Raw genomic sequence first — 23838 nt, forward strand, 5'->3', positions numbered from 1 at the left:
GGCTATGTACCAGTTGCATGTTGCACGACTTGCGCTGACAGCACCTCAGGAGAGATGACCAGTAAAAAGGCAGACGCGTCTGTAGGAGCCAGCTTGCTGGCGATCCGGGCCAGCAAGCCCATGCAACAGCATCGCCAGCAAGCTGGCTCCTACAGGGTATTGCTGCATGCAACACATAACGGGTACATAGCCTTGTTCATGGCCATGTACCCGTGAGCTGTTGCTAGCCAACGCGCGGAATCTGTCGGAGCTGGTTTACGGTGATTCGGCGCTCAGACGATGCTTTTGCGCTGGTTTTTCGCCCCTGCTCATCTCGCGCGCTGGGGTCGCAAGCGCTACGCTTTTGCTCGTCTGTTCGCTTAACCTTTATGCCGTGCATGGAAAATCAGGATGAACGCTATGGTTTCGTTGGATCGCCTCAGGCAGTTGAGCGCTCAAATTCGTGAGCGGCTATGGGTGCGGCCATTGGCTGTTTGCCTTCTGTCAATTGGCGCTGTCTTTACCGCAAGTATTTTCGATAGCACAGGATTGGGCCCATTCGTCCCGATTACATCGGATTCCATCGAGACGTTGCTGTCCATCATGTCCGCCAGCATGCTGGTTATTGCCACTTTTTCGGTGGCGTCGATGGTCTCCGCTTATGCTGCGGCCAGCAGCACGGCGACGCCCAGGGCATTCACGCTGATCATTGCGGACGACGCTTCCCAGAACGCGCTTTCGGCTTTTGTCGGGGCGTTCATTTTTTCGGTGGTGGCTCTTACTGCGGTCAAGAATGGCTATTTCGAAACGGCAGGGCTGTTTGTTCTTTTTGTGATGACCGCGCTCGTGTTCAGCATGGTTATTTTGACGTTTGTGCGTTGGGTCGATGGCATTGCCCGTCTTGGACGGATGGCATCAACGATAGACAAAGTGGAGCGGGCGACTGCCGAGGCCTTGGCGCGCCGCCGCGATGCACCCACCCTTTACGGGGCGGTCGTGCGGGCTGAGCCGGACGGGCTACCGATGTTTACGGCGAAGATTGGTTACCTGCAACACATCAATATGTCTGCGCTGCAGGCCTGGGCGGCCACCGCCAATGCGCGGCTGACGGTGGCAGCGTTGCCAGGAACGTTTGTCACCCCGGAGCGGCCACTGGTGTATGTGAGTGATTGCGCTGAAAGTCTCAGTGACTATGACTTCGGGCCTGTCATTGAGTCGTTCCAGATTGGTACCGTACGTCGTTTCGACGACGATCCACGGTTTGGTCTGGTTGTGATGTCGGAGATTGCCGGGCGGGCCTTGTCACCTGCAGTCAATGATCCTGGCACTGCCATCGATATCGTCGGGAGGCTGGTTCGCCTGCTGCACCTGTGGTGTGAGCCTGCACCGGTGCAGGCGGGCGCTGGGTTGTTGTACGAGCGGGTGGAGGTGGCCGAAATTTCGCTGCGGGATATGTTTGATGACGCGTTTACAGCGATTGCCCGTGACGGCGCTGGCCATGTCGAGGTTGCAGTTCGCTTGCAGAAAGCCTTGTGTTCTCTGGCAGCCATCGGTGATGAGACTGCGCGAGATGCTGCCAATTACCACAGCCGGCTAGCGCTGCAACGCTGCAAAATTGCGCTGGATATGCCGCAAGACCTTGCGGTTGTTCGCGCCGCCGCGAGGTTTAGTGCCGGTGGTGAGTAGGCTGTGCAACCGGATGCTGCCTGAGTAAGCTGGGGTTGCATTTGAGTTGAGGTGGCGCGTGGTCGCTGTCCCCTGTTTAAACGAGCGCTGGATGAATAGTGATGACACTGTCAAAAGAAGATGAGTCGAGAGTGGTAGAGATGGCGTGGGAAGACAGGACGCCGTTTGAAGCCATTGAACTGCAGTTTGGCTTGAACGAGTCCTCGGTCATAAAGATGATGCGCAGTTACTTGAAGTCGCCAAGCTTCAAGTTGTGGCGCAAACGGGTGAGTGGACGCACCACCAAGCACTTGATGTTGCGCAGCCCTGACATTAGCCGCGGCTATTGCCCGACACAATATAAGCATCGGTAACCAGGTAAGCGCTCAAGCTGAATGGCGGGGCGCGACTATTGGCAGATTCCGATGTGCTCCCGTGCGTGCTCTGCAAGGCTGAGGTCATGAGATTTTAGCGGGCCGCACTGGGGTGGTCAGGTGGTGCACTGTGTGTGCGCAACCGCTAATCGTATTCGGTTTAATCTGCGTGGGAGGCACCGCCGTTGTTATCGCCATTTTTTGATCGTATGCGCTGCTCGCAGTTGCTTGGCGTGGCGCTATTGAGCGTGTGTGCCAGCCTGGCCGTTGCCGGTCAGGGACGGCTGTTGGCTACGGGCGGGGCGAGCAGTCTGGAGGGTTCGGCAGGCGCCGGGATCACTCCGTGGGCGGTACTGGCGGGATACGGCGAACGTGGCGAGTGGGGCGGCGATGTGTTCGCTACGCGGGTGGAGACGGCCGATTACCGGCTGGATGTTGCGGGGGGGGCGGTGTCGTTCGACAACCGGGTGGAGTTGTCTTATGCCCGCCAGCGCTTCGACCTGGGCACCCTGGCGCGCGACCTGAGTTTGCCGCAGAACAGCCTGAGCCAGGATATCTTCGGGGTGAAAGTGCGGCTGTTCGGGGACTTGATCTACGAGCAGTTGCCCCAGGTGTCCCTCGGTATCCAGCATAAAAGGCAGAAGGATTTCCTCATTCCCAGCCTGGTCGGTGCCCAGCGCAGCGAGGACAGCGAAGGCTATCTCACGGCCAGCCGGCTGATCCTTGGTGGCGCCTTCGGCTATAACCTGTTGCTCAACGGTGGCCTGCGTTACAGCCGGGCCAATGAGTTGGGTTTGCTCGGCTTCGGCGGCGATCGCCGCGACCGCCACTCGCTGCTCAAGGAAGGTTCGATTGCGGTGCTGCTTGACCGTCACTGGGCGGTTGGCGTCGAGTACCGTGAGAAGCCGGACAACCTGAGCTTTGCGGGCGAGAGTGATTGGGCCGACCTGTTTGTCGGTTACTTCCCGAGCAAAAACCTGGCGCTGGTGCTGGCCTATGCGCGCCTCGGCGAGATCGCCACTCTGGATAACCAGAACGGTGCCTATCTGTCGCTACAGGGGAGTTTCTAGGTATGCGTATTTTGCTGCTGGTCCTGGCGTTGAGTCTGGCCGCCTGCGCCCAGCGCGCGCCAACCGATGACAGCCTGTACCGCGCTCTGGGCGAGCAGGCGGGCATTACCCGTATCGTCGAAGGGATGTTGCTCAACATCGCGCGTGACCCGCGCATTGTTCGCCACTTCGAGAACATCGATATCGTGCGGCTGCGTGACAAGCTGGTCGAGCAGGTTTGTGTCGAGGCTGGCGGCCCCTGTACCTACACCGGCGACAGCATGGAAGACAGTCATAAAGGCCAAAACCTTACGCCCAGCGACTTCAATGCCCTGGTCGAAAACCTGCAGGACGCGATGGTTGCCGAAGGCATTGCAGCGCCCGTGCAGAACCGCTTGCTGGCGCGCCTGGCGCCGATGCGCGGGCAGGTTATCGAGCGTTAGCTGGCGCTCTGCAGGCCTGCGCAGGCTTGGCGACGGGCAGGGTCAAGCCTCGGTATGCCCATGCTCAGCCCCGATTTTTGTGCATCCCTGCAGGTGTTATTTATGCTTTTGCACCTAAAAGATTCATAAAGGCGACATTTTGCTCTATTGCAGTGCGTTGTCTGCTGCTAGAGTGCGGCCCAATTTAAGTACGTAACCGTGCTGTGACACGCTTACTTGAGGGCTGCCCGATGACCGAATCTGTAGAGAATTTTCTTGCGCGCCTCAAGCAGCGCGATCCTGACCAGCCCGAGTTTCACCAGGCGGTGGAGGAAGTGCTGCGCAGCCTTTGGCCGTTTCTCGAAGCCAATCCGCGTTACCTGCAGGCCGGCATTGTCGAGCGTATGGTCGAGCCAGAGCGCTCGATTCTGTTCCGCGTGCCTTGGGTCGACGACCAGGGCCGGGTGCAGGTCAATCGTGGCTATCGGGTGCAGATGAGCAGTGCCATCGGCCCGTACAAGGGCGGCCTGCGTTTTCATCCTTCGGTGAACCTGGGCGTGCTCAAGTTTCTTGCCTTCGAGCAGGTGTTCAAGAACTCGCTGACCTCGCTGCCGATGGGTGGTGGCAAGGGCGGCTCGGACTTCGACCCCAAGGGCAAGAGCGACAACGAAGTGATGCGCTTCTGCCAGTCGTTCATGAGCGAGCTGTACCGCCACATCGGTGCCGACCTCGACGTGCCGGCAGGTGATATCGGTGTAGGCGCTCGCGAGATTGGCTATATGTACGGCCAGTACAAACGCCTGGCAAACCAGTTCACGTCGGTGCTGACCGGCAAGGGCATCGCCTATGGCGGCAGCCTGATCCGCCCGGAAGCCACCGGTTTCGGCTGTGTGTATTTCGCCGAGCAAATGCTCAAGGGTCGCAACCAGACCATCGATGACCTGCGGGTGGCTATCTCCGGTTCCGGCAACGTGGCGCAGTACGCCGCGCGCAAGGTGATGGATTTGGGCGGCAAGGTGATTTCGCTGTCCGACTCCGAAGGCACTTTGTATGCAGAGGCTGGCCTCAGCGAGGAGCAGTGGCAGCACCTGATGGAATTGAAGAACTTGCGTCGCGGGCGGCTCAGCGAAATGGCCGAGCAGTTCGGCCTGCAGTTCATCGTTGGTCAGCGCCCGTGGCACCTGCCATGCGATGTTGCGCTGCCCTGTGCGACGCAGAATGAACTGAACGCCGAGGACGCTCGCAGCCTGTTGAAGAACGGCTGCTTTTGCGTGGCCGAAGGCGCCAACATGCCCTCGACCCTGGAGGCGGTTGACCTGTTCATCGAGGCCGGTATTCTCTTCGCGCCGGGCAAGGCGTCCAACGCTGGCGGCGTCGCGGTCAGTGGCCTGGAAATGAGCCAGAACGCCATGCGCCTGCACTGGACGGCGGGTGAGGTCGACGAGCGTCTGCACGGCATCATGCAGTCGATCCACCATGCCTGCATCGGCTACGGCACCGAGCCGAACGGCTTCGTCAACTACGTCAAAGGCGCCAACATCGCTGGCTTCGTCAAAGTTGCCGATGCCATGCTGGCGCAAGGCGTGGTGTAAGCCGAGCGGTTATGCAAAACGGCCGCCTGCTGTGCTCGCACATGCGTTGGGCGGCCGGGGGCGTTCGTTCAGGCGTAAGGTTTTCCCGGATTTCATCCAGGCCACGAGAGCGGTTTAGGGTGGGGCGCGGCGCGCAGCTGAGGCCTTTTTCATCCACCATCGCTATGGGTGGATGGATAGAGCGTCATCCACCTTACGATGCCGCATGAACATAGGATCTACAAAAGCAGGCTGTTCACTTGCCGCCGGGCGGTGTCACTGTTCCTGCCAGTCCAGATCGCAGCAGAAGACATAGAGTGTGCCGCCGACTTTGATGGTCTGCGACACGGTGATGCACATGCGTGAATCGGCGATCGACAGGTAGGGGCGGCTGATCTGTATGACGCCTGGCTGTTTCAGGGCCCGGTAGTGGTAATGCTTGTGTGACCAGTTGGCGTTGTCGCCACACAGCAGGGGCGCAAAGCGCGCGTTCATTTGCGGCTGCTCGTGTGGGCTGTGGACATTGCGCGAGACCTGATAGCCCGCTTCATTAAGCAGGTAGCAGCGCGCAGTGCGCGGGTCGTTGAAGAGAAAGCTGCTGCTGTGCTCAAACTGCTGGTTGGCGGCAAAGCTCGCCACGGCCTGCTGAAATAAAGCCTCTATTTCACGTACGTAGTGGCGCAAGTCAGCGCTGCGTTTGACGCTTTGCCACTGCTGGCCGCGCAGCAGGCTGTCAAAGGTAGTGGCAAAACTCTGGCCTGGATTAATCTGGGCCTGGGGTCTGGCGAAATAGAAGCCCTGGAGCATGTCGGCGTTGGCTGCAATCGCCACCAGGGCTTCGTGTTCGCTTTCTACGCCCTCCACAACGACCAGGCTGCCGGCCTCGTGCAGCAAGCTGACCATGCCGGTGAGAATGCGCTCCACCCGACGCGAATTACCGGCATCCTGGATCAGGCGGCGGTCGATCTTGACGATGTCGGGCTCCAGGTCCCAGATGCGGTCGAAGTTGGAGTGGCCCGCACCGAAGTCATCGATGGCGATCAGGCACCCCAGCTGCCGGAAATGGCTGACGAAGCGCTTTAGTTGGGCCTGATCACTGACTTCACTTTCAATGATTTCGATCACCAGCCGATGCGGCGACAGGCCGCTTGCCTGCAGCAGGTTGCGGGTAAAACCAATGTCCGGTTGCTCACTGACCAGGTACTGCGAGTTCAAGTTGAGGAACAGCCAGGCTTGCCCCGTATCTTGCTTGGCAAAGTTGTGCACGTGCAGGCTTCGGCAGGTGCGGTCCAGCGCCAGGCACTCCCGGCCATTGCTCGGCATCGCCAGCAGGGCTGCAGGTGATTGCGCCGTGCCATCGGCATGCTGTGCACGAATCAGCCCTTCGTAGCCCACTGCCCGGCCGTGGGCGATACTGAAAATCGGTTGGAAATGGCTGGTCAGCGACAGCCCCCGATAACGGCCATCAGGCATTGGCTGCGCCAGCGCGTAAGGGCCTGGTACGCAGGTGAGTGCTCGTTGGTCGTCGCGTGATGGCTGGGCGGTCTTGAGCATCTGAAACCCTTAGCGGTGTTGGAGCTGAGCCAGCGCGGCATCGACCAATGCCAGCAGTTCGTCGATGGCTTGGGTAGCACGCTGGAAGTAGCTCTTAGCGGCAATCACCGGTTTTTCCTGGCCGAGTAATTCGTGTTGGATGCAGTCTAGAAAGTCCGTCATCACCTGTGCGCCATGTTGCAGGTGAAACCCGTTAGCCGGGTGCTCGGCGGTATGGCGCTTTAACGTAGCAAAGGCTGTGCCTGAGAGCAGTTCGATCTTCTGATAGAGAAAGCGCATCCGCACGCGCTGCTCGGCGCTGCTGTGACCGGCCGCCGCGATGCCGGTGCCCAGGGCGCGCGCCTGGCCCGCCCATTCCGCCGCCTGGATTACCTCGCGCCAGATGCAGGGCAGGTAGCCCAGCTCGGCACGACCCTCGCTCAGGTCGATCTCGCTGGCCACATCCTCCATCAGAAAGATGCTGTTGCGAATGATCAGGTGGTGTTGCGCCAGGTTGTTCGCCTGGTCGCTGCTGCGCCCTTCGCGCATGCGCGACCAATGATCGATCAGGCTGTGCCAGGCGTCCCGGTGCGTGCTGTCGAGTGCTTGGGCGGTGTGGATATGCCGGTCCAGGCCCTGGCGCGCGGTGGCCAGATCCTGACTCAGGCTGGCATCGCCACAGAGCACGCCATTGCTCAGGCCGCGATGGCGCTGCAAGCCTGCGATCAGCGCGCGTAGCAAGGCCAGTTGCTGGATGTTGAGCTGGATATGTTGGCGTTTTTGCTGCTGCTGGCGGCGGTGCAGGCTATAGAACAGCAGGCTGGCCATGATCAGGGTGGCAGCGGCGGCGAGCAGGAGGGGGAATCCATTCATGCTGATTATCCTGTCAGGTGAGCCAAATGGTGGGCGATGGTACGCGCCTGATCGGCGGCCAGCAGGTTGTTGGCATTGCCCTGGCGGACGCGGTCGGCCAGCTCGGCGATTTCCGCAACGGCCTTGCCCTGTTGGTCAGTGCTGACGGCCACCTGGTCGACCTGCTCGGTCAGTTGCTGGGTGCGCTGCTGCACCTGATTGAGCAGGGTGCGCACGGCGACCGAACTCTCAGCGCTGCGGTGCGCCAGGTCGGTCAAGTTGGACACTTGCACTGTGGCGTCCTTGATGTGCTGTTGCACCGATTCGCTGTTGCGCCCGATCTCTGCCGCGGACTCCTGGCTGTGCAAGGCCAGGCGGCGCACTTCATCGGCCACCACGGCGAAGCCTCGGCCGCTCTCGCCCGCGCGGGCCGCTTCGATGGCCGCATTCAGGGCGAGCAAATTGGTTTGCGCGGCAATTGCGCGGATGGTGCCGGACATTTCATTGATGGTGCGCGAGTTGCTGTTCAGCTGGAGGATCAGTTGGTTGGTGCTGATGGCCTGCTGCGCCATTTCGGACACCTGACGCACCAGATTGGTGAGTTGTTCGATCCCTTCAGCCAATTGCTCGCTGGCCACGATACTGGTCTGCCGTGACTCATCGGCCAGCGCCGCCACTTGCACAATGCTCACATTCAGCTGTTCCACCGCGGCCGCCGCGACAGTGGCCGATTCGCTTTGCCCTTCGGCGTTACGGGTCACCAGTGCGGCGCTTTGCTCGAGTTCTTGCGAGGAGTGGGATATTTCATCCAGGCGCTGTTGCAGCAACTGCTGCTGGCGCTGCTCGCGGTTCAGCCACTGCTGGAAACCCCGGCTGACCGGCTGCAGCAACAGCCACTCGGTGGTACTGATAGGCCCTTGGGCGCCATGCTGGGCGGCGTCTTCACAGTAGCGCTGCAACTGCCCGACCTCTTGCAGCAGCAGCCACAGGCTGGCAATTGCCAGATAGGCCAGCACCGCCCAGAGCGGCTCTATTGGCAGTGCTGGAGCGAGTAGGGTGGTTGCGCCGCCCGCCAGGGCAATCCCCAGCAGCGAGCGCAGCATGCCGACGATGCCCAGTTCGCGCAGGAGCAAGAACGCAGGGTAGGTAAGCCACTTCATGTGTCCGAATCTCCAACCCGAGTGCCCAAAAAAAACGCCTGAAACCGCTGCAAACTATCTGCAGTGGGTTCAGGCGCCTTTGCCTTGCAGGAGCGAATCCTGCTGATGTGATTTGTTCGCAACAGCTGATGCGATTACTTGGTAAAAATACAAAGCAAAAGCGGTGCCAGCTGCGTCTGGACGCGCGAAGGATCGGGGACCCATCGCGGATCGCGAGCTGCCAGGCGTGCGTAGCCTTATATAGAGCGAGCCTGCACGCCTGTGTCGTCAGCAAACGTGCTTGAAATGCGTCACCAGCAGCAGGCGCCAGCTAACCTTACAGCGGGGCGCCAATTCGCCATTAGTTCCCGTATCTGGAGTTTTTCGCAAAAACTCCAGAGCTTTCAGCAAGAAGCTGTCATGGCGATGCCACTAAATTTCGTTACCCACTGTTTGCCGTGTGTGGTTGGCAAGTGCCTTAGTTATGGCGACCTGCCAAACCAAATATCAACAGTCCCTACAACAACAGTCTCCACAAGAGGATGGGCGTGATGTTTAAAGCCAGTCACGTCTTGCAGGACGAGTTCCTTAACCGGATCTCTGCCGCCAAGGCCGCCGATTTTTTCCCTGTCATCAGCGCCAATTACAGCGTTGACGAGGCAGCCTATCTTACTGAGCTCTTGCAGCTCGCCGATCCCGGTGAGGCCGGCATTGAGGTTATCAGCCGCGGTGCCCGTACCCTGATTCAGGACGTACGTAGCCGGGACAACGCCGTCGATACCCTCGACGCATTGCTTCGTCAGTACAGCCTCGACACCCAGGAAGGGCTGATGCTCATGTGCCTGGCCGAGGCTCTGCTGCGTGTACCAGACGCCGCTACCGCTGACGCATTGATCCGCGACAAGCTGAGCGCTGCCGAGTGGGAACGCCACCTCGGCAAGAGTGACAGTGTGCTGGTCAATTTCGCCGCCTGGGGGCTGGTGATGACGGGCAAGGTGGTCGATCCGCAAACCGCCGACGGCCGGCCGAAGAATGTCCTCGGCAAGCTGATCAAACGCTCCGGTGAACCGGTGATTCGCGCGGCGATGAACCAGGCGATGAAGATGATGGGCAAGCAGTTCGTGCTTGGTCGCAACATCGCCGAGGCCCTGAAAAACGGTCGCCCGGAGCGCGAAAAGGGCTACACCTATTCTTTCGACATGCTTGGCGAGGCGGCGCTTACCCAGGCCGATGCCGAGAAGTACATGGCCGACTACCGCAAGGCCATCGACACGGTCGGTGCCGAGCCGCAAGTTGGCCCGGGACCGAAGCCGTCGATCTCGATCAAGCTGTCTGCCCTGCACCCGCGTTACGAAGTGGCCCAGCGTGAGCGCGTGCTCACCGAGCTGTTCGCCAATGTGCTGGAACTGGCGGTGCGTGCACGCAAGCTGGACGTGGGTATCTCGGTGGACGCGGAGGAGGCCGATCGCCTCGAACTGTCCCTTGAACTGTATGAAAAGCTGATGCGCGATCCGGCCCTGAAGGGCTGGGGCGAGTTCGGTCTGGTGGTGCAGGCGTATTCCAAGCGTTGCCTGCCGGTGCTGGTGTGGTTGACCCTGCTGGGCAAGGAACTCGGCGAGAAAATGCCGCTGCGCCTGGTCAAGGGTGCCTATTGGGACACCGAGATCAAGCAGTCCCAGGTCCAGGGCCTGGACGGCTACCCGGTGTTTACCCGCAAGGAAGGCACCGATACGTCCTACCTGGCCTGCGCCCGCTACCTGTTGTCCGAGTTCACCCGTGGGGTGATCTACCCGCAGTTCGCCAGCCACAACGCGCACACGGTCAGCTGCATTCTGGCGATTGCCGCCGAACATCAGCAGCCGCGCGAGTTCGAGTTTCAACGCCTGCATGGCATGGGCGATGCGCTGTACGACACGGTGCTGGAGAAGCATGGCAAGAACGTGCGCATCTACGCCCCGGTCGGCGCGCACAAGGATTTGCTGCCGTATCTGGTGCGTCGCTTGCTGGAGAACGGTGCGAATTCTTCGTTCGTTCACCAGTTGGTCGACCCAAGTACCCCGATCGAGTCACTTCTTGATCACCCGGTGACGCAACTGCGCAAGTTCAAAACCCTCGGCAATGACAAAATCCCTCTTGCGCCTGCCCTGTTCGGCGCCGCGCGGAAAAACTCCCAAGGCCTCAACATGAACATCCAGCACACTCTGGCTGAGCTAGAGCTCGCCTACCAGCCGCACCTCGCTCGTCAATGGCACGCCGCACCGGTGATCAACGGGCAGTTGCTGCCTGGCGCCGTGCAGGAAGTGCATTGCCCCTATGAGCTGAGCAAGGTGGTTGGTACTGCACAGTTCGCCACCGCTGCCCAGGCAGCTCAGGCGCTGGACGGGTTGAGTGCTGCCTGGCCGCGCTGGAATGCCACGCCCATCGACAGCCGCGCGAGTATCTTCGAGCGTCTGGCCGACCTGCTGGAGAGCAACCGCGCCGAGCTGATGGCGCTGTGCACCGTAGAAGCCGGCAAGTCGATGCAGGACGGTATCGACGAAGTGCGCGAAGCGGTTGATTTCTGCCGTTACTACGCCCAGCAGGCGCGCCTGCGTCTGGGCCGTGAAGAGCTGAAAGGCCCGACCGGCGAGCGCAATGAGTTGTTCCATGAAGGTCGCGGCATCTTCGTCTGCGTCAGCCCGTGGAACTTCCCCTTGGCCATCTACCTGGGCCAGATCGCCGCGGCCCTGGTGGCGGGTAACTGCGTGCTGGCCAAGCCGGCCGAGCAGACCAGTCTGATCGCTGCCCGTGCCCTGGAACTGATGTTTGAAGCCGGCTTGCCGGTGGATGTGATCGCCTTCCTGCCAGGCGACGGCGCGACCCTGGGCGGCGTGTTCTGCCGCGATGCGCGGGTTGCTGGCGTGTGCTTCACCGGCTCCACCGACACCGCGCGGATCATCAACCGTCAGCTCGCCGAGAAAGCCGGTCCGATTGCTGCGCTGATCGCCGAGACCGGCGGGCAGAACGCAATGATCGTCGACTCCACGGCGCTGCCGGAACAAGTGGTCAAGGACGCCGTGCAGTCAGCCTTCACCAGCGCTGGTCAGCGTTGCTCAGCCCTGCGCGTGCTCTATGTGCAAGCTGATATTGCCGAGCGCGTGCTCGACCTGCTCAAGGGCGCCATGGCCGAACTGAAAGTCGGCCCGACCCATCTGCGCGAAAGCGACGTCGGCCCGGTGATCGATGCCGAGGCCCGCGAAGGCCTGCAGGCGCACATTGCCCAGCTCAAGAGCGAAGGCAAGCTGATTGCCGAAACGCCGCTGCCAGCAGGTCTGGACGGTCACTTCGTTGCCCCGGTAGCGTTCGAGATCAGCGGCATCGCCGAACTGCAGAAAGAAAACTTCGGCCCCATCCTGCACATCGTGCGCTTCCAGGCCAGCGAGCTGGAGCAGGTGGTCGCTGCGATCAACGGCACTGGCTATGGCTTGACCCTCGGCGTGCATACCCGTAACGAAGAAACCGCCGCGCGCATCGAAGCCTTGGCGCGCGTCGGCAACCTCTACGTCAACCGCAACCAGATCGGCGCTGTGGTCGGTGTGCAACCCTTCGGCGGCTGCGGCCTGTCCGGTACCGGCCCGAAAGCCGGTGGCCCGAGCTACCTGTTGCGCTTCGTCAACGAGCGCACCACGTCGGTCAACACCACGGCGGTGGGCGGCAATGCGTCGCTGCTGTCGCTAATCAACGAGGACTAAGGCCTTTCAGGGGCAGGCTCACAAGGCCTGTCCCGCCCCGGAGCAGGTTCGTGCGTGCACCTGCTCTGTGGTTTCACGCTGCGGTCGCCTATGGCGACTGTTTTAAAAAACTAGAGTCACGGCCCAAGCCGTGCCAATAAGAGAACAACAAGATGAACGAGCAGAACGTTTTTGTTGTAGGGGTGACCTTCGTGGTCTACCTGGCATTGATGTTGTGGTTGGGCCTGGTGGCCTATAAGCGCACCAGCAATTTGTCCGACTATATCCTTGGCGGCCGTTCCATCGGTCCGACCACCGCGGCGCTGTCGGCGGGTGCTTCCGATATGAGCGGCTGGCTGCTGCTGGGTCTGCCGGGTTATGCCCTGGCAGCTGGTTTTGAAGCCACCTGGATCGCTGGCGGCTTGTTGGCCGGTACCTGGCTGAACTGGTTGTTCGTTGCTCAGCGTCTGCGCATTTACTCGCACACGGCCAATGACTCGGTGACCATGCCGTCCTACTTCGAGAATCGCTTCAACGACAAATCCCGCGCTCTGCGTGTGGTGTCGGCGTTGATCATCCTGGCGTTCTTCCTGTTCTACACCAGCTCCGGCTTGGTGGCGTCCGGCAAGCTGTTCGAAACCGTGTTCGGTCTCGACTACAAGATCGCGGTGATCGTTGGCACCCTGGCAGTGGTGTCCTACACCCTGTTCGGCGGCTTCCTCGCCGTGGCCTGGACCGACGTGGTGCAAGGGTTGCTTATGGCGGCTGCGCTGGTGCTGGTGCCAGTCTTCGCCCTCAATGCAGTGGGTGGTATCGACGCCGCCCACATGGCCATTCAGGCGAAAAACCCGGAGCTGCTGACCTTCTTCAACGATGCCAAGGGTGAGCCGCTGGGTATCATCGCGATTCTCTCGCTGCTCGGTTGGGGTTTGGGTTACTTCGGTCAGCCGCATATCCTGGCGCGCTTCAAGGCAATCGCCAATGACAAGGACATGCCGACTGCCCGTCGCATTGCCGTGAGCTGGACTGCCCTGACCCTGGTTGCCGCGCTGGCCATCGGCTGGATTGGCGTTGGCTACCTGGAAACTGACCTGGGCGATGCCGAAACCGTGTTCATGGTTCTGGTAAACAGCCTGTTCCACCCGGTAGTGGCCGGTATCCTGATGGCTGCCGTGCTGGCTGCGATCATGTCCACCGCCGACTCACAACTGCTGGTCAGCTCCTCGGCTCTGGCTGAAGACTTCTACAAAGCGATCCTGAAGAAAGATGCTGGCGATGCTGAACTGGTATGGATCGGTCGTGGCGCAGTGGTGCTGATTGCCCTCATCGCGTTGGTGCTGGCATTGAACCCCGACAACACCGTACTGGGCCTGGTTTCCTACGCCTGGGCTGGCTTCGGCGCCGCCTTCGGCCCGGCCATCCTGCTGTCGCTGTACTGGAAGCGCATGAACCGCAATGGCGCGTTGGCTGGCATCGTGCTGGGCAGCGTGACCGTGGTGGTCTGGAAGCAACTGTCCGGCGGGATTTTCGACCTGTACGAAATCATCCCCGGTTTCATCCTGGCGACCATCGCCATCATCGTGGTCAGCCTGCTGACCAAAGAACCGGAAGCTGCTCTGCAAGCCCAGTTCGACGAGGTCGAGCGCAAGCTGGCCTGATGCGTTTCATCCCCGCCTGCAGCCGGTCGTCTGCAGGCGGGGCGCCCGAGTAAGGATTTCTATGCTGATGCCCTGCTCGGGCTCCACGACGACCCGATAGTGCTTTGCCGGCCCACACCTTGTTGTGTAGGGCCGGTTTTTTTTTGCCTGAGTGGATCAATGGTCGTGCGGGTGCTGCAGTGGCCTGCTATTCCTGACAAGACGCACTGCCGAAGCAGAGCAGAGGCTTCGGTTGGTGCAGTTATACGCAAGTGACAGGTTCAACTAATCGATGCTCGGACCCACGGATTTGGAAGAATGGCGGCCCTCTTCCAGGTAGTCGTGGCCAGCTCTGTGACCGCCATTCAACAACCCTGACAAGGGGTGTAATCATGGCAACCTTCATTTCGCTGGTTAACTTCACCGATAAGGGTATCCGGGAGGTCAAGGACTCACCGGATCGCTTCCAGGCATTCAAGGCGCTGGGAGAAACGCTGGGCATTGAGGTCAAGGCGGTCTATTGGACCGTCGGCAGCTACGACCTGGTGCTGATCGTCGAGGGCGACGAGGAGGCCGCCACCTCTCTGCTGCTCAAAGTAGGCTCGCTCGGCAATACGCGCACCCAGACACTGCGCGGCTTTTCGGAGCAAGAGATGCGCAAGATCATCGGCAACATGCATTAGCGCCAACCCGGCCTGCACGTTTTGCCGCAGCTGCAGTCGATTCGCTGGTGTTGTAGCGGCCCATCCCCCTGGTGATGGGCCGTTTTTTGTCGGGGCGTCATTGCTCGCCGAGTTTCCCGCAATATGGCTGCACTTCGTTCATGGCGGCGCTTTTGCGCTGGAGCTGGCCGGGCAGTCAGGTCAGAATGTGCGCCCACGCGCGCCCGAGCCTGTCAGCCGGTGCGCCGCGCCACGCTGTCGACACAGGTTCTACATGACTCAATCGCCGAAAGACCCGCTGCATGGCGTCACCCTGGAAGCCATCCTCAATGACCTGGTGGCCAAGCTGGGCTGGGATGGCCTGGCGGAGCGCATCGATATCCGCTGCTTCAAGAGCGATCCAAGCATCAAGTCCAGCCTGACCTTCCTGCGCAAGACCCCTTGGGCGCGGGAGAAGGTCGAGGCGCTATATATCCGCCTGCAGAAAAAGGGCTGAGCCGCGCAACAGACTGCATGCCGGGACGCCCAGTTCCATAGCCGCTAAGTGCTGCAAGCCCATCAAACATATTCGCGGCTAAAGCCCCTCCCACAAGAACACCGCCTACCGTAGGAGCGGCCGGGACGCCCAGTTCCATAGCCGCTAAGGGCTGCTGGGCCTGTAGTGAGTAAAGTTTCATCCAGGCTCTTGCAGGCCTTACGCCTGATGCCTACTGCCAACGTGCCTGCACCGGGGTCAACGGTGGCGCGCATTGGCTGTGGCTGCCCGGCTCCAGGTAGGGTGCGAGGATCGGTGCCATGCCTTTGAGCACCTGCACCGGCAAGGCTGAGGTGAAGGTGAATTTCTCCGCGGCGCGGCCGGGAACGAAGGCGGTGAGGGTGCCGTAATGGCGCGGGCCGATGAAAAACACGAAGGTAGCGGTACGGTTCATCGCCCGTGAACTGAGCACCTGACCACCGCGGCCAACGGTTTCGATCCGGTTGTCGCCGGTGCCGGTCTTGCCGCCGAGGGTCAGCAGGCGGCCGTCGGGTAGGCTGAAGCTGCCTTGCAGGCGCCGTGCAGTGCCGCCTTCAACCACTTGCGAGAGCGCACCACGCAGCGCCGCGGCCACTTCGCTGGGCATGACTCGTTTGCCGTTCAGGGCGTTGCGCTCGACCTGGGTGTCGTAGGGCGTGTCGGCGGCGAAATGCAGGCTGTCGATGCGCACCGTGGGTTGGCGGATGCCATCGTTCTGGATGATGCCCATCAGTTCGGCCAGCGCTGCCGGACGGTCGCCGGAGCTGCCGATGGCGGTGGCCAGCGACGGCACCAGGTACTCGAAGGGGTAGCCATGTTTCTGCCAGCGGCGGTGAATATCGAGGAAGGCCTCGACCTCGAGCATGATGCGGATCCGGCTGTCGCGGGCACTCTTGTGCCGGCTGCGGAACAGCCAGCCGTAAACTTCCTGGCGCTGGTCGCGGCTGGCGGTTACGGCATCGCTAAAGCGCGCCTCGGGGTTTTCCAGCAGGTAACCGAGCAGCCACAGTTCCAGCGGGTGGACGCGGGCGATATAGCCCTGGTCGGGCAGGCTGTAGGCGCCAGGGCCGTAGTTCAGGTACAGCTCGCGGATCCGTTTGTCGCTGAGTTTTTCGCCAGGCACATGGGCGCGCAGGAAGGCGGCGAAGGTCGCTTCGTCGACTTCCGGCATCAGGTAGCGGTGCACGGCGGCGAGGCGCACTGAGGTATGGCGCAGGCCACCGAGGAAGCTGTCGAGGCGCTGTTGCGCCGGCTGGCCCTGGTATTTGCGCCAGAAACGCAGGAGGAAGGTCGTGCCTTCGCGGTCGGCGAAGCGGCTAAGGTAGGCCTGGCGCCGCGGGTCCTTGTCGTCCTTCATCAATTCGGCGCTGTTGCCGGGGGCCTGGTAGGTGCTGTAGCGCACCAGGTCGCGCATCAGGCGGATGAACGGCAGGTTGATCGACTCGCGTAGCGCTTCGCGCAGGGTCGGGTTGCGGCCGTTGTCTTCGCGGCGGAAGTTGCCGAAGGTATGCAGGCCGCTACCGGTGAAGAAGCGTTCGTGCGGGCTGGCGGAGTACTTGCGCTCCAGCGCGGCTTCGAGCATGGCCGGCAAGGTGGCAGCGGGGCTGCGGCTCAGGTAGTCGATGGCCCAGCGGCTCAGGTAGTCCTGCTCGGCAAGCTCCACGCTGCGCAACTCGGCGGCGCTCTGTCCGGCATGGCGCTGGTGCAGCTCGGCGATGACCTCCAGGTAGGTGGCCAGCACGCGCAGTTTGGCGGTGGAGCCGAGTTCCAGTTTGCTGCCTTCGTTGATGTCGAAGGGCTGGTCGGTGTTGTCCGTCTGCACCCGTACCCGACTGCCGTTGGCCGTGCGTTCAAACAGGGTGAAGCTGTAGCGTACATCGCCGGTTTTTTCGGCAGACAACAAGCGCTCACCGAACAGGCCGATCTGCTCGGCAAAGGCGGGGTCGGCGAGTTGCTCCAGGTAGGTGCTGACCGTTTGCTGCAATTCGTTGTTGAGGGTGGTGCTGGCGGACAGGTCCAGGCGGTCGAGGTCATACAGCGGCATATTGAGCAAACCGGAGAGGCGGGTGCGGGCGACGCTGATGCCCTTGTTGCCGTTCACCGTTTGCAGGTTCGGCTCCAGCACCCAGTCGCGGTAGCGCAGCGGCTGAGCCAACGCTGCATCGCGCAAGCCTGCATCGATCAGGCCGCCGCTCGCCAGCAGGCGCAGATGGCTGTCGATCAGTTCGGCCAGTGCATGCCGGCCCTGGGCCAGGTAATAAGAGGGGCGGCGCTGGGCGATCAGCATGGCCAGCACCCGGCGCAGGGCCAGGCCGCGCTCGGCATTGCTTGCCTCGGGCGAGCGTTCGGGGTCGAGCAGGCGATTGACCTGGGCGAAGTCAGCGCCGAACCAGATGCGTAAGCCATCGGCCAGGCCATGCACCTCGCCATGCCCGGGCGCAGCGGAGAGCGGCACGCTGTTGAGGTAGTCGCGCACAATGTTTTCCCGCGCCGCCTGGGTGTGTGCGCCGCTTTGGTAGGCGCGCACACTGGCCGAGACCATCTGCCGCAGTTTCTCCTTGGCCGAAGAGGTCAGGCCGTCCGGCGAGTGGCGGTACTTCTCCAATTGGGTGGCCAGGGTGCTGCCGCCAGCGGATTGATCCTGCATGTCCAGCATCTTGCCGACCTGCGAGATCGCTGCCGTGGCGAAGCGCGGCCAGTCCACCGCCGGGTTGGCCAGGGGCTGTTCGGGGTCGAGCAGGTGACGGTTCTCGATGAACAGCAGGCTGCCCGCTACCAGCGGCGGGATGGCGCTGAAGCTGGGGTAGCGCTGTTGTGGGTAGCGGAACTCATAGAAGGGTGTGCCGCGGCAGTCACTGATGCTCAGCCCGGTCTGAATTTTTTCCGGATAGGGGGTAAAAAATCCGCGTTGCGTGTAGTCGAGCAACGCCGGGGAGAACTGTGCCTGTTGGCTAATCTGGAAGTCGCGCTGCTGCAGGCGTTCGAGCATCAGCGGCAGGTAGGCGTAACCCAGGCGTTTGTCGAAGGGGCCGTCCTGCGGGTAGACAATCGCCGGGCTGGGGCCAGGTTGTACACGGTAGCTCAGGCTAGTGCTGTAGTGGCTGAGGTAGCGGGCCTGGAAATGTGCGGTACGCAACTCGAAAACCATCAGCAGTACAGCGGCCACAATCAGCAGTGTCAGGATTGACCAGGCGGCGATGCGCAACTTGCTGACATGCTTGATCGGCGTCAGTTCGTACGCCGGCTGCTTGCTCAACGGTAGTGTTTTCTCAGGTACAGCGGATTTCCATAATATGCCCATGATTGTTCGGTCTGACCCCCACGCCACCCTTAACCACAGCTTAGTCGCTACTTTATGAAGTAGACGCTGGTGTTGTTGACCACGTCGCAAAGAGTGCGGGGCTGCTTAATTTTTTCGATGAACGCCGTTCGCGCCTGCGTCTGGGTAGGGTGCGCTTGCGCAGCGCTGGCGGGTGGTTTGATGTGCAGCGTAGTGATCGTGGACAGTTGGTGCGCGCGGCGCACCCTACGGGTTGATGGCTGAGCGGCCATTGGAGCGCCGTTTGCGCCTGGGTAGGGTGCGCTGTGCGCAGCGCTGGCGGGTGGTTTGATGTGCAGCGTAGTGATCGGGCAGTTGGTGCGCGCGGCGCACCCTACGGGTTGATGGCTACTCAGTCGACGATGAACAACCGCGCGCCGGTTGCCGTCGAGGAGCGATGGGTTCGATCAGGCTCCAGTCGGTCGTACCGAAGGGGATGTTTGATTCGCTCCTTGAGCTTATTGGCACGCTCTAGCTGCTCAGGCTGGCCTTGGTTGGTCGCGGGGCGAGTAGGTGCTCCGGTAGATCGAGCAGGTCATCGTCGAAGGTTTCCAGCGGTGGCGGGCGCCGTTCGAAGCGTGCGCCCAGCACCAGCAGGCAGGGTGTCAATAGCAGGGTCAGCGCGGTGGCGAAGCTCAGGCCACCGGCGATCGCGCTGGACAGTTGGGTCCACCACTGGGTCGAGGGCGCGCCCACGCCCAGGCTCGGGGTCAGCAGGTCGATGTTGACGCCAAGGACCATGGGCATCAGCCCGAGGATGGTGGTCACTGCGGTTAGCAGCACCGGGCGCAGGCGCAGGCTGCCGGTTTCCAGCGCCGCCTCGTGCGGCTCCAGGCCTTGGCGGCGCAGCTGGTTGTAGGTGTCGATGAGGATGATGTTGTTGTTCACCACGATGCCGGCCAGGGCGATCAGGCCCATGCCGACCATGACGATGCCGAACGACTGGCCGTTGACCATCAGGCCCATCAATACCCCGGCGGTGGACAGCACGATGGCCGAGAGCACCAGCAGGGCCTGGTAGATGCTGTTGAACTGGGTCACCAGGATCAGCGCCATGAGGAAGATCGCCACGCCGAAGGCGGTGGCCAAAAAGACCGCGGCTTCGCGCTGGTCGGCATCCTCGCCGGCGAATGTCAGCTGGATATCCGCTGGCAGCTCGCCCATGGCTTCACGCAGCGCTGGCAGGCGTTCGTCCAGGCGCGCGCCATCGGCCAGATCTGCCTGCAGGGTAATGGTGCGGGTGCCATCGATCCGCCTTAGGGTGCCGACCTTGGGCGCTGGTTCCAGGCTGACAAAGTTGCTCAGTGGCACCTGGCCGCTGGGGGTATTGAGGGTCAGGCGCCCCAGTTGGTCGAGCGAACGCCAGTTGCTGGGCAAGCGCACGCGGATGTCGACTTCGTCGGTGGCGTCTTCCGGTCGGTAGGTCGCCAGCTTCAGGCCATTGGTGATCATCTGTACGGCGTTGCCGACGCTCAGTACGTCGGCGCCGAAGCGTGCGGCGGCTTCACGGTCGACCTTGATGCGCCACTCGATGCCGGGCAGGGCGCGGTCATCTTCGACGTCCAAGAAGCCGCCGATGGCGAGCATGCTGGTACGCAACTGCTCAACGTATTGATCGGCCCGGGCCGGGTCGAGGGCACTGACCTGCAGCTTGACTGGTTTACCACCGCTGGGGCCTTGCTCTTGCTCGCGGAACTCCAGAATCACCCCGGGAATATCGGCGCTACGCTCGCGCATGTCGGCCAGGATCTGCTGCGCAGGACGCCGTTCATGCCATTCGACGAACTGGAATTGCAGGGTGCCGATCACGTCGACGCCGAGCTGGCCGCCCGGTTGAGCCAGGGAACGGGCATACAGCGCCTTGACCTCGGACATGCCGAGCAAGCGGCGCTCGACCTGCTGTAGCAGGGCATCTTTTTCCTGTACCGACAGGTCGCCACGGGCGCGCAGCCAGATCTGCGCAGTATCGGGTTCGGCGTTGGGGAAGAACTCCACGCCATGGTTGAAGCGGCCGTAGCCGGCATAGATCAGAGTGATCAGCGCGAGCATGCCGAGCAGGGTCAGGCCGGGTCGGCGCAACAGTTTTCCGAGCAGTTTGCGGTAGGCCTTGGCACTGCGGCTGGGGGTGCTCGGCAGCGGTTGCGGGCGGCCGCCAGTGACCGCGCCGAGCACCGGCAGGAACACCAGGGCCATGGCCAGGGAGGCGAGCAGACAGAGAATCACCGTGGCCGGCAGGTATTTCATGAACTGGCCGACCACCCCCGGCCAGAACAGCAGCGGCAGGAATACCACCAGGGTGGTGGCGGTTGAGGCGATCACCGGCCAGGCCATCCGCGTCGCCGCGTTGGCCCAGGCCTGGCGCGGGTTCTGGCCCTGGTGCAGGTTGCGGTCGGCCAGTTCGGAGACCACGATGGCGCCGTCCACCAGCATGCCGGTGACCAGAATCAGGCTGAACAGCACCACGATGTTGAGGGTGAAGCCAAGCATCCAGATCAGCAGGATGCCAGTCAGAAAAGCCCCGGGAATAGTCAGGCCGACCAGCAGCGCCGAGCGCATGCCCATGCTCGCCACCACCAGGATCAGCACCAGGACGATGGCGGTCATCACGTTGTTGAGCAGGTCGCCGAGCAGGCTCTCGACTTCCTGCGACTGATCCATGATGTAGCTGACCTGCAGGCCGTCGGGGAGCAGCGGCTGGGCCTGGGCCATCAGCACTTTGACCTGTTCGATGGTGGCGATGATGTTGGCGCCGCTGCGCTTGGCCACTTCGAGAACGATGGCCGGCTGCCCGTTGATGCGGGCGAAGCCGGTGGGGTCCTTGAAGGTGCGTTGAATGCTGGCGACATCGCCGAAGGTCACCACGCTGCCGCCGACCACCTTGATCGGCATGGACATGACATCGTCCAGGTTCTCGATGACCCCGGGCACCTTCATGCTCATGCGCCCGGCGCCGGTGTCCAGGCTGCCGGCGGCAACCAGGCGGTTATTGCGGCTGACCAGGGTGAACAGTTCGTTGTAATCGATGCCGTAGCTGTCGAGCACCTGAGGGTCGACGACAATTTCCAGCAGGTCTTCGCGGTCGCCGCCGATCTCTACCGAGAGCACCTCGGCGATGCCTTCGATGTTTTCTTTTAGTTGGCGGGCGATATACACCAGCTGCGCTTCGGCGATCGGCCCGGACAGGCCGATCGAGAGCACTGGGAACAGCGCCACGTTGACTTCGGTGACCGTCGGTTCGTCGGCTTCTTCCGGTAGTTTGCTGCGTGCGGTATCGACCTTCTCGCGCACGTCGATCAGGGCTGCCTTGGCGTCGAAGCCGGCATCGAACTCCAGGGTCACCGAGGCGTTGCCTTCGTTGGCCATGGAGCGCATTTCCTTGACCGCCTCCAGACTGCGCAGCTCCTGTTCAAGCGGGCGCACAAGCAGGCGTTCGGCGTCCTCCGGGCTGATCCCTTCCAGGCTTACCGAGACATAGATGATCGGGATGCTGACATCCGGGTTGGCTTCCTTGGGGATGACCAGGTAGGCAGCCAGGCCACCGATGATGAGAAAAGCCAGCAGCAGCAAACTGGTGCGGCTGCGGTCCAGCGCCGCGGCGATCAGGGCGTGCATTTCAGCTGCCCTCGTTGGCGAGTTGGCTGAGTACCTGCTGGCCAGGTTCGACAAAACCCTGGCCGAGGGTGATCAGCGCGACCCGCTGCGGCAGGCCACTGACCCAGGCGCCCTGATTGTCGACGCTGATCAGCGTCACCGCGGTGAACTCGACCTTTTGCTGCTGATTGACCCATTTCACCCCGTGGCGCCCGGCTGCATCGAGGCTGAGCAGCGCTGGCGAGAGGCGATGGGCCATGGCTTCACCGGTCTGGATGTGCAGGGTGGCGCTGGCACCGGCCAGGCGCAGCCGCTCGGGGTTGTCGATCCGTACCTCGATACGGAAGCTGCGCGAGTCGGGGTCGGCGGCAGCGGCGATAAAGTGCAGTTCGCCATTCAGCTCACGGCCGTCGAGCAACTGCACGCGAACCGGCTGGCCAAGGGTCAGGTTGATCACGTCTTGCTGGGCGATCTGCGCGCTGACCTTGAGCTGGCGGATGTCGACCAGGGTCAGCAGGCTTTGCCCGGGCTGGACGAAGTCGCCCAGCTCGACCTGGCGCGCATCGTAGACCCCGGCAAAGGGCGCCTCGATGCGGGTGTTGCGCAGTTGCAAGCGGGCGGTTGCCAGTTCGGCACGGGCCTTGGCCAGCTCGCTGTCCAGGCGCAGCAGTTCGTTGGCGGAAAACAGATTGCGTTCGCGCAGGCGTTTGGCCGAACTGACGTCGGTCTCGCGCTGGCGCACCTCGGCTTCGCTGCGCGCCACCTGGGCGGTGCGGTCGTCCGGCGACAGGCTGAGGAGCAACTCGCCCTGTTCGACCGGTTGGCCCTTGTCCCGGTCCAGACGCTGCACGCTGGCGCTGATCTGCGCGCGCAACTCGACCCGGCGCCAGGCTTCGACCTGGCCCTGGACCACATGCTGGCGCTGCATCGGTTGCGCCTCTAGCCACTGAATCTCGACTTTCGCCAGACCTTGCTCGGTGGCCGGTTGATCGGCGCTGGCGACTTTCTGCGCCTTGAACAGCGAACCGCTGAGCAACCACAGCACCAGCAAGACGCTGATGGCGACGGCAATCAACCACGGACGTTTGGACACTTGACTGAACATGACGGTTACTCGTGGTTGGCGGATGGTGAGCCAAGGCTGCCGGCCTGGCCATGCAGGCCGGCAATGATGAAATCGCTGACGCGGTCGAAGTAGTCGTTCAGGGCAATGGGGTCGGCCCAGTGCTCGAAGCCACCGGAAGCGATGCGCGCCATCACCCCGTTGATGCAGGCCTCCACGCCCCACAGCAGGTATTGGCAGTCGTTGGGGGACAGTGCGCGGTCATCGAAGGTGTCCCGCAGCAACTGGCCGAAGAAGTTGACGTAGTCGCGCTCCAGCTGCTGGAACTGCTCGCGGTAGGGCGCCTCCAGGCGCTCCTGAAAGGCCGGGCGGTCGCAGTGTTGGCACAGCTGCGCGAGGATCGGGTCGGCGAGCATCAACGTGAAGTGGTGACGGATCACCTGGCGCATCACCTGTTGCGGCGCCTGGGCAGCATGCAGGGCGAGTAGCTCATCGAGGTTTGCCCGGCTCATGTCCAAGGCCAGGCGGGCAAACAGCGCTTCCTTGCTGGGAAAGTGCTTGTACACCGTGCCCTTGCCGATGCCTGCCTGGGTCGCCACTTCGGCAATGGTCACCCGATCCCAGGGCTGCTGGCGAAACAGCAGGCGCGCGGCGTCGAGAAGGGCGCTTTCGCGCTGCAGGAAGAGCTGGTCTTGAAGGCGCATGGGCTGTTGGCTATCTGGCTGTGACTGATGGTCATGCTATGACTAGTGGTCACG

Annotated in this window: 16 protein-coding genes; 9 read left to right on the plus strand and 7 right to left on the minus strand. The window is 62.1% G+C overall.

From position 1 onward, the window contains the following. Positions 1 to 390: 390 nt before the first annotated feature. From Q8K09_RS13645 to gdhA, 5 genes are all read left to right on the plus strand, one after another. A complete protein-coding gene (locus Q8K09_RS13645; RefSeq protein WP_305255516.1) occupies positions 391 to 1665 on the plus strand; it encodes a DUF2254 domain-containing protein in 1275 nt (424 codons plus the stop codon). A 101-nt stretch (positions 1666 to 1766) separates the two neighbouring features. Beyond that, positions 1767 to 2018: a TIGR03643 family protein gene (locus Q8K09_RS13650; RefSeq protein WP_304869101.1), complete on the plus strand. Its 252-nt coding sequence runs from the start codon at positions 1767 to 1769 to the stop codon at positions 2016 to 2018. Positions 2019 to 2227: 209 nt separating this feature from the next. After that, positions 2228 to 3088: a DUF3034 family protein gene (locus Q8K09_RS13655; protein ID WP_305255575.1), complete on the plus strand. Its 861-nt coding sequence runs from the start codon at positions 2228 to 2230 to the stop codon at positions 3086 to 3088. Positions 3089 to 3090: 2 nt separating this feature from the next. Next, positions 3091 to 3510: a group 1 truncated hemoglobin gene (locus tag Q8K09_RS13660; RefSeq protein ID WP_304869099.1), complete on the plus strand. Its 420-nt coding sequence runs from the start codon at positions 3091 to 3093 to the stop codon at positions 3508 to 3510. A gap of 230 nt (positions 3511 to 3740) precedes the next feature. Then, positions 3741 to 5081: an NADP-specific glutamate dehydrogenase gene (gdhA, locus tag Q8K09_RS13665; RefSeq protein WP_304869097.1), complete on the plus strand. Its 1341-nt coding sequence runs from the start codon at positions 3741 to 3743 to the stop codon at positions 5079 to 5081. A gap of 255 nt (positions 5082 to 5336) precedes the next feature. Here gdhA and Q8K09_RS13670 read toward each other — a convergent pair whose 3' ends face one another. The 3 genes from Q8K09_RS13670 to Q8K09_RS13680 are packed head-to-tail and all read right to left on the minus strand — an operon-like array spanning position 5337 to position 8605. Further along, positions 5337 to 6614 (minus strand): EAL domain-containing protein, encoded by a 1278-nt coding sequence (locus tag Q8K09_RS13670; RefSeq protein WP_305255519.1) that lies wholly within the window; start codon positions 6612 to 6614, stop codon positions 5337 to 5339. 9 nt (positions 6615 to 6623) lie between these two features. Next, on the minus strand, positions 6624 to 7466 hold the full coding sequence (locus Q8K09_RS13675) for a nitrate- and nitrite sensing domain-containing protein (RefSeq protein WP_305255520.1): 843 nt from the start codon (positions 7464 to 7466) through the stop codon (positions 6624 to 6626). A gap of 5 nt (positions 7467 to 7471) precedes the next feature. Beyond that, positions 7472 to 8605 carry a methyl-accepting chemotaxis protein gene (locus Q8K09_RS13680; protein WP_305255521.1) on the minus strand — a complete coding sequence of 378 codons (1134 nt, stop codon included), beginning with the start codon at positions 8603 to 8605 and terminating at the stop codon, positions 7472 to 7474. Positions 8606 to 9135: 530 nt separating this feature from the next. On the opposite strand from Q8K09_RS13680, the gene putA reads away from it, so the two are divergent. The 4 genes from putA (at position 9136) to Q8K09_RS13700 (ending at position 15089) form a co-directional block, all read left to right on the plus strand. Beyond that, complete coding sequence (putA, locus tag Q8K09_RS13685) at positions 9136 to 12315, plus strand: bifunctional proline dehydrogenase/L-glutamate gamma-semialdehyde dehydrogenase PutA (RefSeq protein WP_305255522.1); 3180 nt, start codon at positions 9136 to 9138, stop codon at positions 12313 to 12315. A gap of 152 nt (positions 12316 to 12467) precedes the next feature. Beyond that, a complete protein-coding gene (putP, locus tag Q8K09_RS13690; RefSeq protein ID WP_305255523.1) occupies positions 12468 to 13952 on the plus strand; it encodes a sodium/proline symporter PutP in 1485 nt (494 codons plus the stop codon). Positions 13953 to 14323: 371 nt separating this feature from the next. Next, positions 14324 to 14614, plus strand: a complete 291-nt coding sequence (locus Q8K09_RS13695) for a GYD domain-containing protein (protein ID WP_305255524.1) — start codon at positions 14324 to 14326, stop codon at positions 14612 to 14614. Between the two features lie 253 nt (positions 14615 to 14867). After that, positions 14868 to 15089 (plus strand): VF530 family protein, encoded by a 222-nt coding sequence (locus Q8K09_RS13700; protein WP_305255525.1) that lies wholly within the window; start codon positions 14868 to 14870, stop codon positions 15087 to 15089. Between the two features lie 211 nt (positions 15090 to 15300). On the opposite strand, the gene Q8K09_RS13705 is transcribed toward Q8K09_RS13700, so the two are convergent. The 4 genes from Q8K09_RS13705 to Q8K09_RS13720 form a co-directional block, all read right to left on the minus strand. Continuing rightward, positions 15301 to 18408, minus strand: a complete 3108-nt coding sequence (locus Q8K09_RS13705) for a transglycosylase domain-containing protein (protein WP_305255526.1) — start codon at positions 18406 to 18408, stop codon at positions 15301 to 15303. A gap of 489 nt (positions 18409 to 18897) precedes the next feature. Continuing rightward, positions 18898 to 22038, minus strand: coding sequence for an efflux RND transporter permease subunit (locus Q8K09_RS13710; protein WP_305255528.1), 3141 nt, complete (start codon positions 22036 to 22038; stop codon positions 18898 to 18900). Between the two features lies 1 nt (position 22039). Beyond that, the gene (locus Q8K09_RS13715) at positions 22040 to 23122 is read right to left on the minus strand and encodes an efflux RND transporter periplasmic adaptor subunit (protein ID WP_305255529.1); all 1083 of its coding nucleotides are present in this window, start codon (positions 23120 to 23122) and stop codon (positions 22040 to 22042) included. A 5-nt stretch (positions 23123 to 23127) separates the two neighbouring features. After that, the gene (locus Q8K09_RS13720; RefSeq protein WP_305255530.1) at positions 23128 to 23784 is read right to left on the minus strand and encodes a TetR/AcrR family transcriptional regulator; all 657 of its coding nucleotides are present in this window, start codon (positions 23782 to 23784) and stop codon (positions 23128 to 23130) included. Between the last annotated feature and the right edge of the window lie 54 nt (positions 23785 to 23838).

Source organism: Pseudomonas sp. (assembly GCF_030683065.1).
Lineage (GTDB): Bacteria > Pseudomonadota > Gammaproteobacteria > Pseudomonadales > Pseudomonadaceae > Aquipseudomonas.

Bases quoted from the DNA above. Each gene is read 5' to 3' on its own strand.
- putP (WP_305255523.1), top strand. From the start codon at position 12,468: ATGAACGAGCAGAACGTTTTTGTTGTAGGGGTGACCTTCGTGGTCTAC.
- Q8K09_RS13705 (WP_305255526.1), bottom strand. From the start codon at position 18,408: ATGGGCATATTATGGAAATCCGCTGTACCTGAGAAAACACTACCGTTG.
- Q8K09_RS13645 (WP_305255516.1), top strand. From the start codon at position 391: ATGAACGCTATGGTTTCGTTGGATCGCCTCAGGCAGTTGAGCGCTCAA.
- Q8K09_RS13715 (WP_305255529.1), bottom strand. From the start codon at position 23,122: ATGTTCAGTCAAGTGTCCAAACGTCCGTGGTTGATTGCCGTCGCCATC.
- Q8K09_RS13650 (WP_304869101.1), top strand. From the start codon at position 1,767: ATGACACTGTCAAAAGAAGATGAGTCGAGAGTGGTAGAGATGGCGTGG.
- Q8K09_RS13710 (WP_305255528.1), bottom strand. From the start codon at position 22,038: ATGCACGCCCTGATCGCCGCGGCGCTGGACCGCAGCCGCACCAGTTTG.
- Q8K09_RS13700 (WP_305255525.1), top strand. From the start codon at position 14,868: ATGACTCAATCGCCGAAAGACCCGCTGCATGGCGTCACCCTGGAAGCC.
- Q8K09_RS13655 (WP_305255575.1), top strand. From the start codon at position 2,228: ATGCGCTGCTCGCAGTTGCTTGGCGTGGCGCTATTGAGCGTGTGTGCC.
- Q8K09_RS13660 (WP_304869099.1), top strand. From the start codon at position 3,091: ATGCGTATTTTGCTGCTGGTCCTGGCGTTGAGTCTGGCCGCCTGCGCC.
- putA (WP_305255522.1), top strand. From the start codon at position 9,136: ATGTTTAAAGCCAGTCACGTCTTGCAGGACGAGTTCCTTAACCGGATC.
- Q8K09_RS13680 (WP_305255521.1), bottom strand. From the start codon at position 8,605: ATGAAGTGGCTTACCTACCCTGCGTTCTTGCTCCTGCGCGAACTGGGC.
- Q8K09_RS13675 (WP_305255520.1), bottom strand. From the start codon at position 7,466: ATGAATGGATTCCCCCTCCTGCTCGCCGCCGCTGCCACCCTGATCATG.
- gdhA (WP_304869097.1), top strand. From the start codon at position 3,741: ATGACCGAATCTGTAGAGAATTTTCTTGCGCGCCTCAAGCAGCGCGAT.
- Q8K09_RS13720 (WP_305255530.1), bottom strand. From the start codon at position 23,784: ATGCGCCTTCAAGACCAGCTCTTCCTGCAGCGCGAAAGCGCCCTTCTC.
- Q8K09_RS13670 (WP_305255519.1), bottom strand. From the start codon at position 6,614: ATGCTCAAGACCGCCCAGCCATCACGCGACGACCAACGAGCACTCACC.
- Q8K09_RS13695 (WP_305255524.1), top strand. From the start codon at position 14,324: ATGGCAACCTTCATTTCGCTGGTTAACTTCACCGATAAGGGTATCCGG.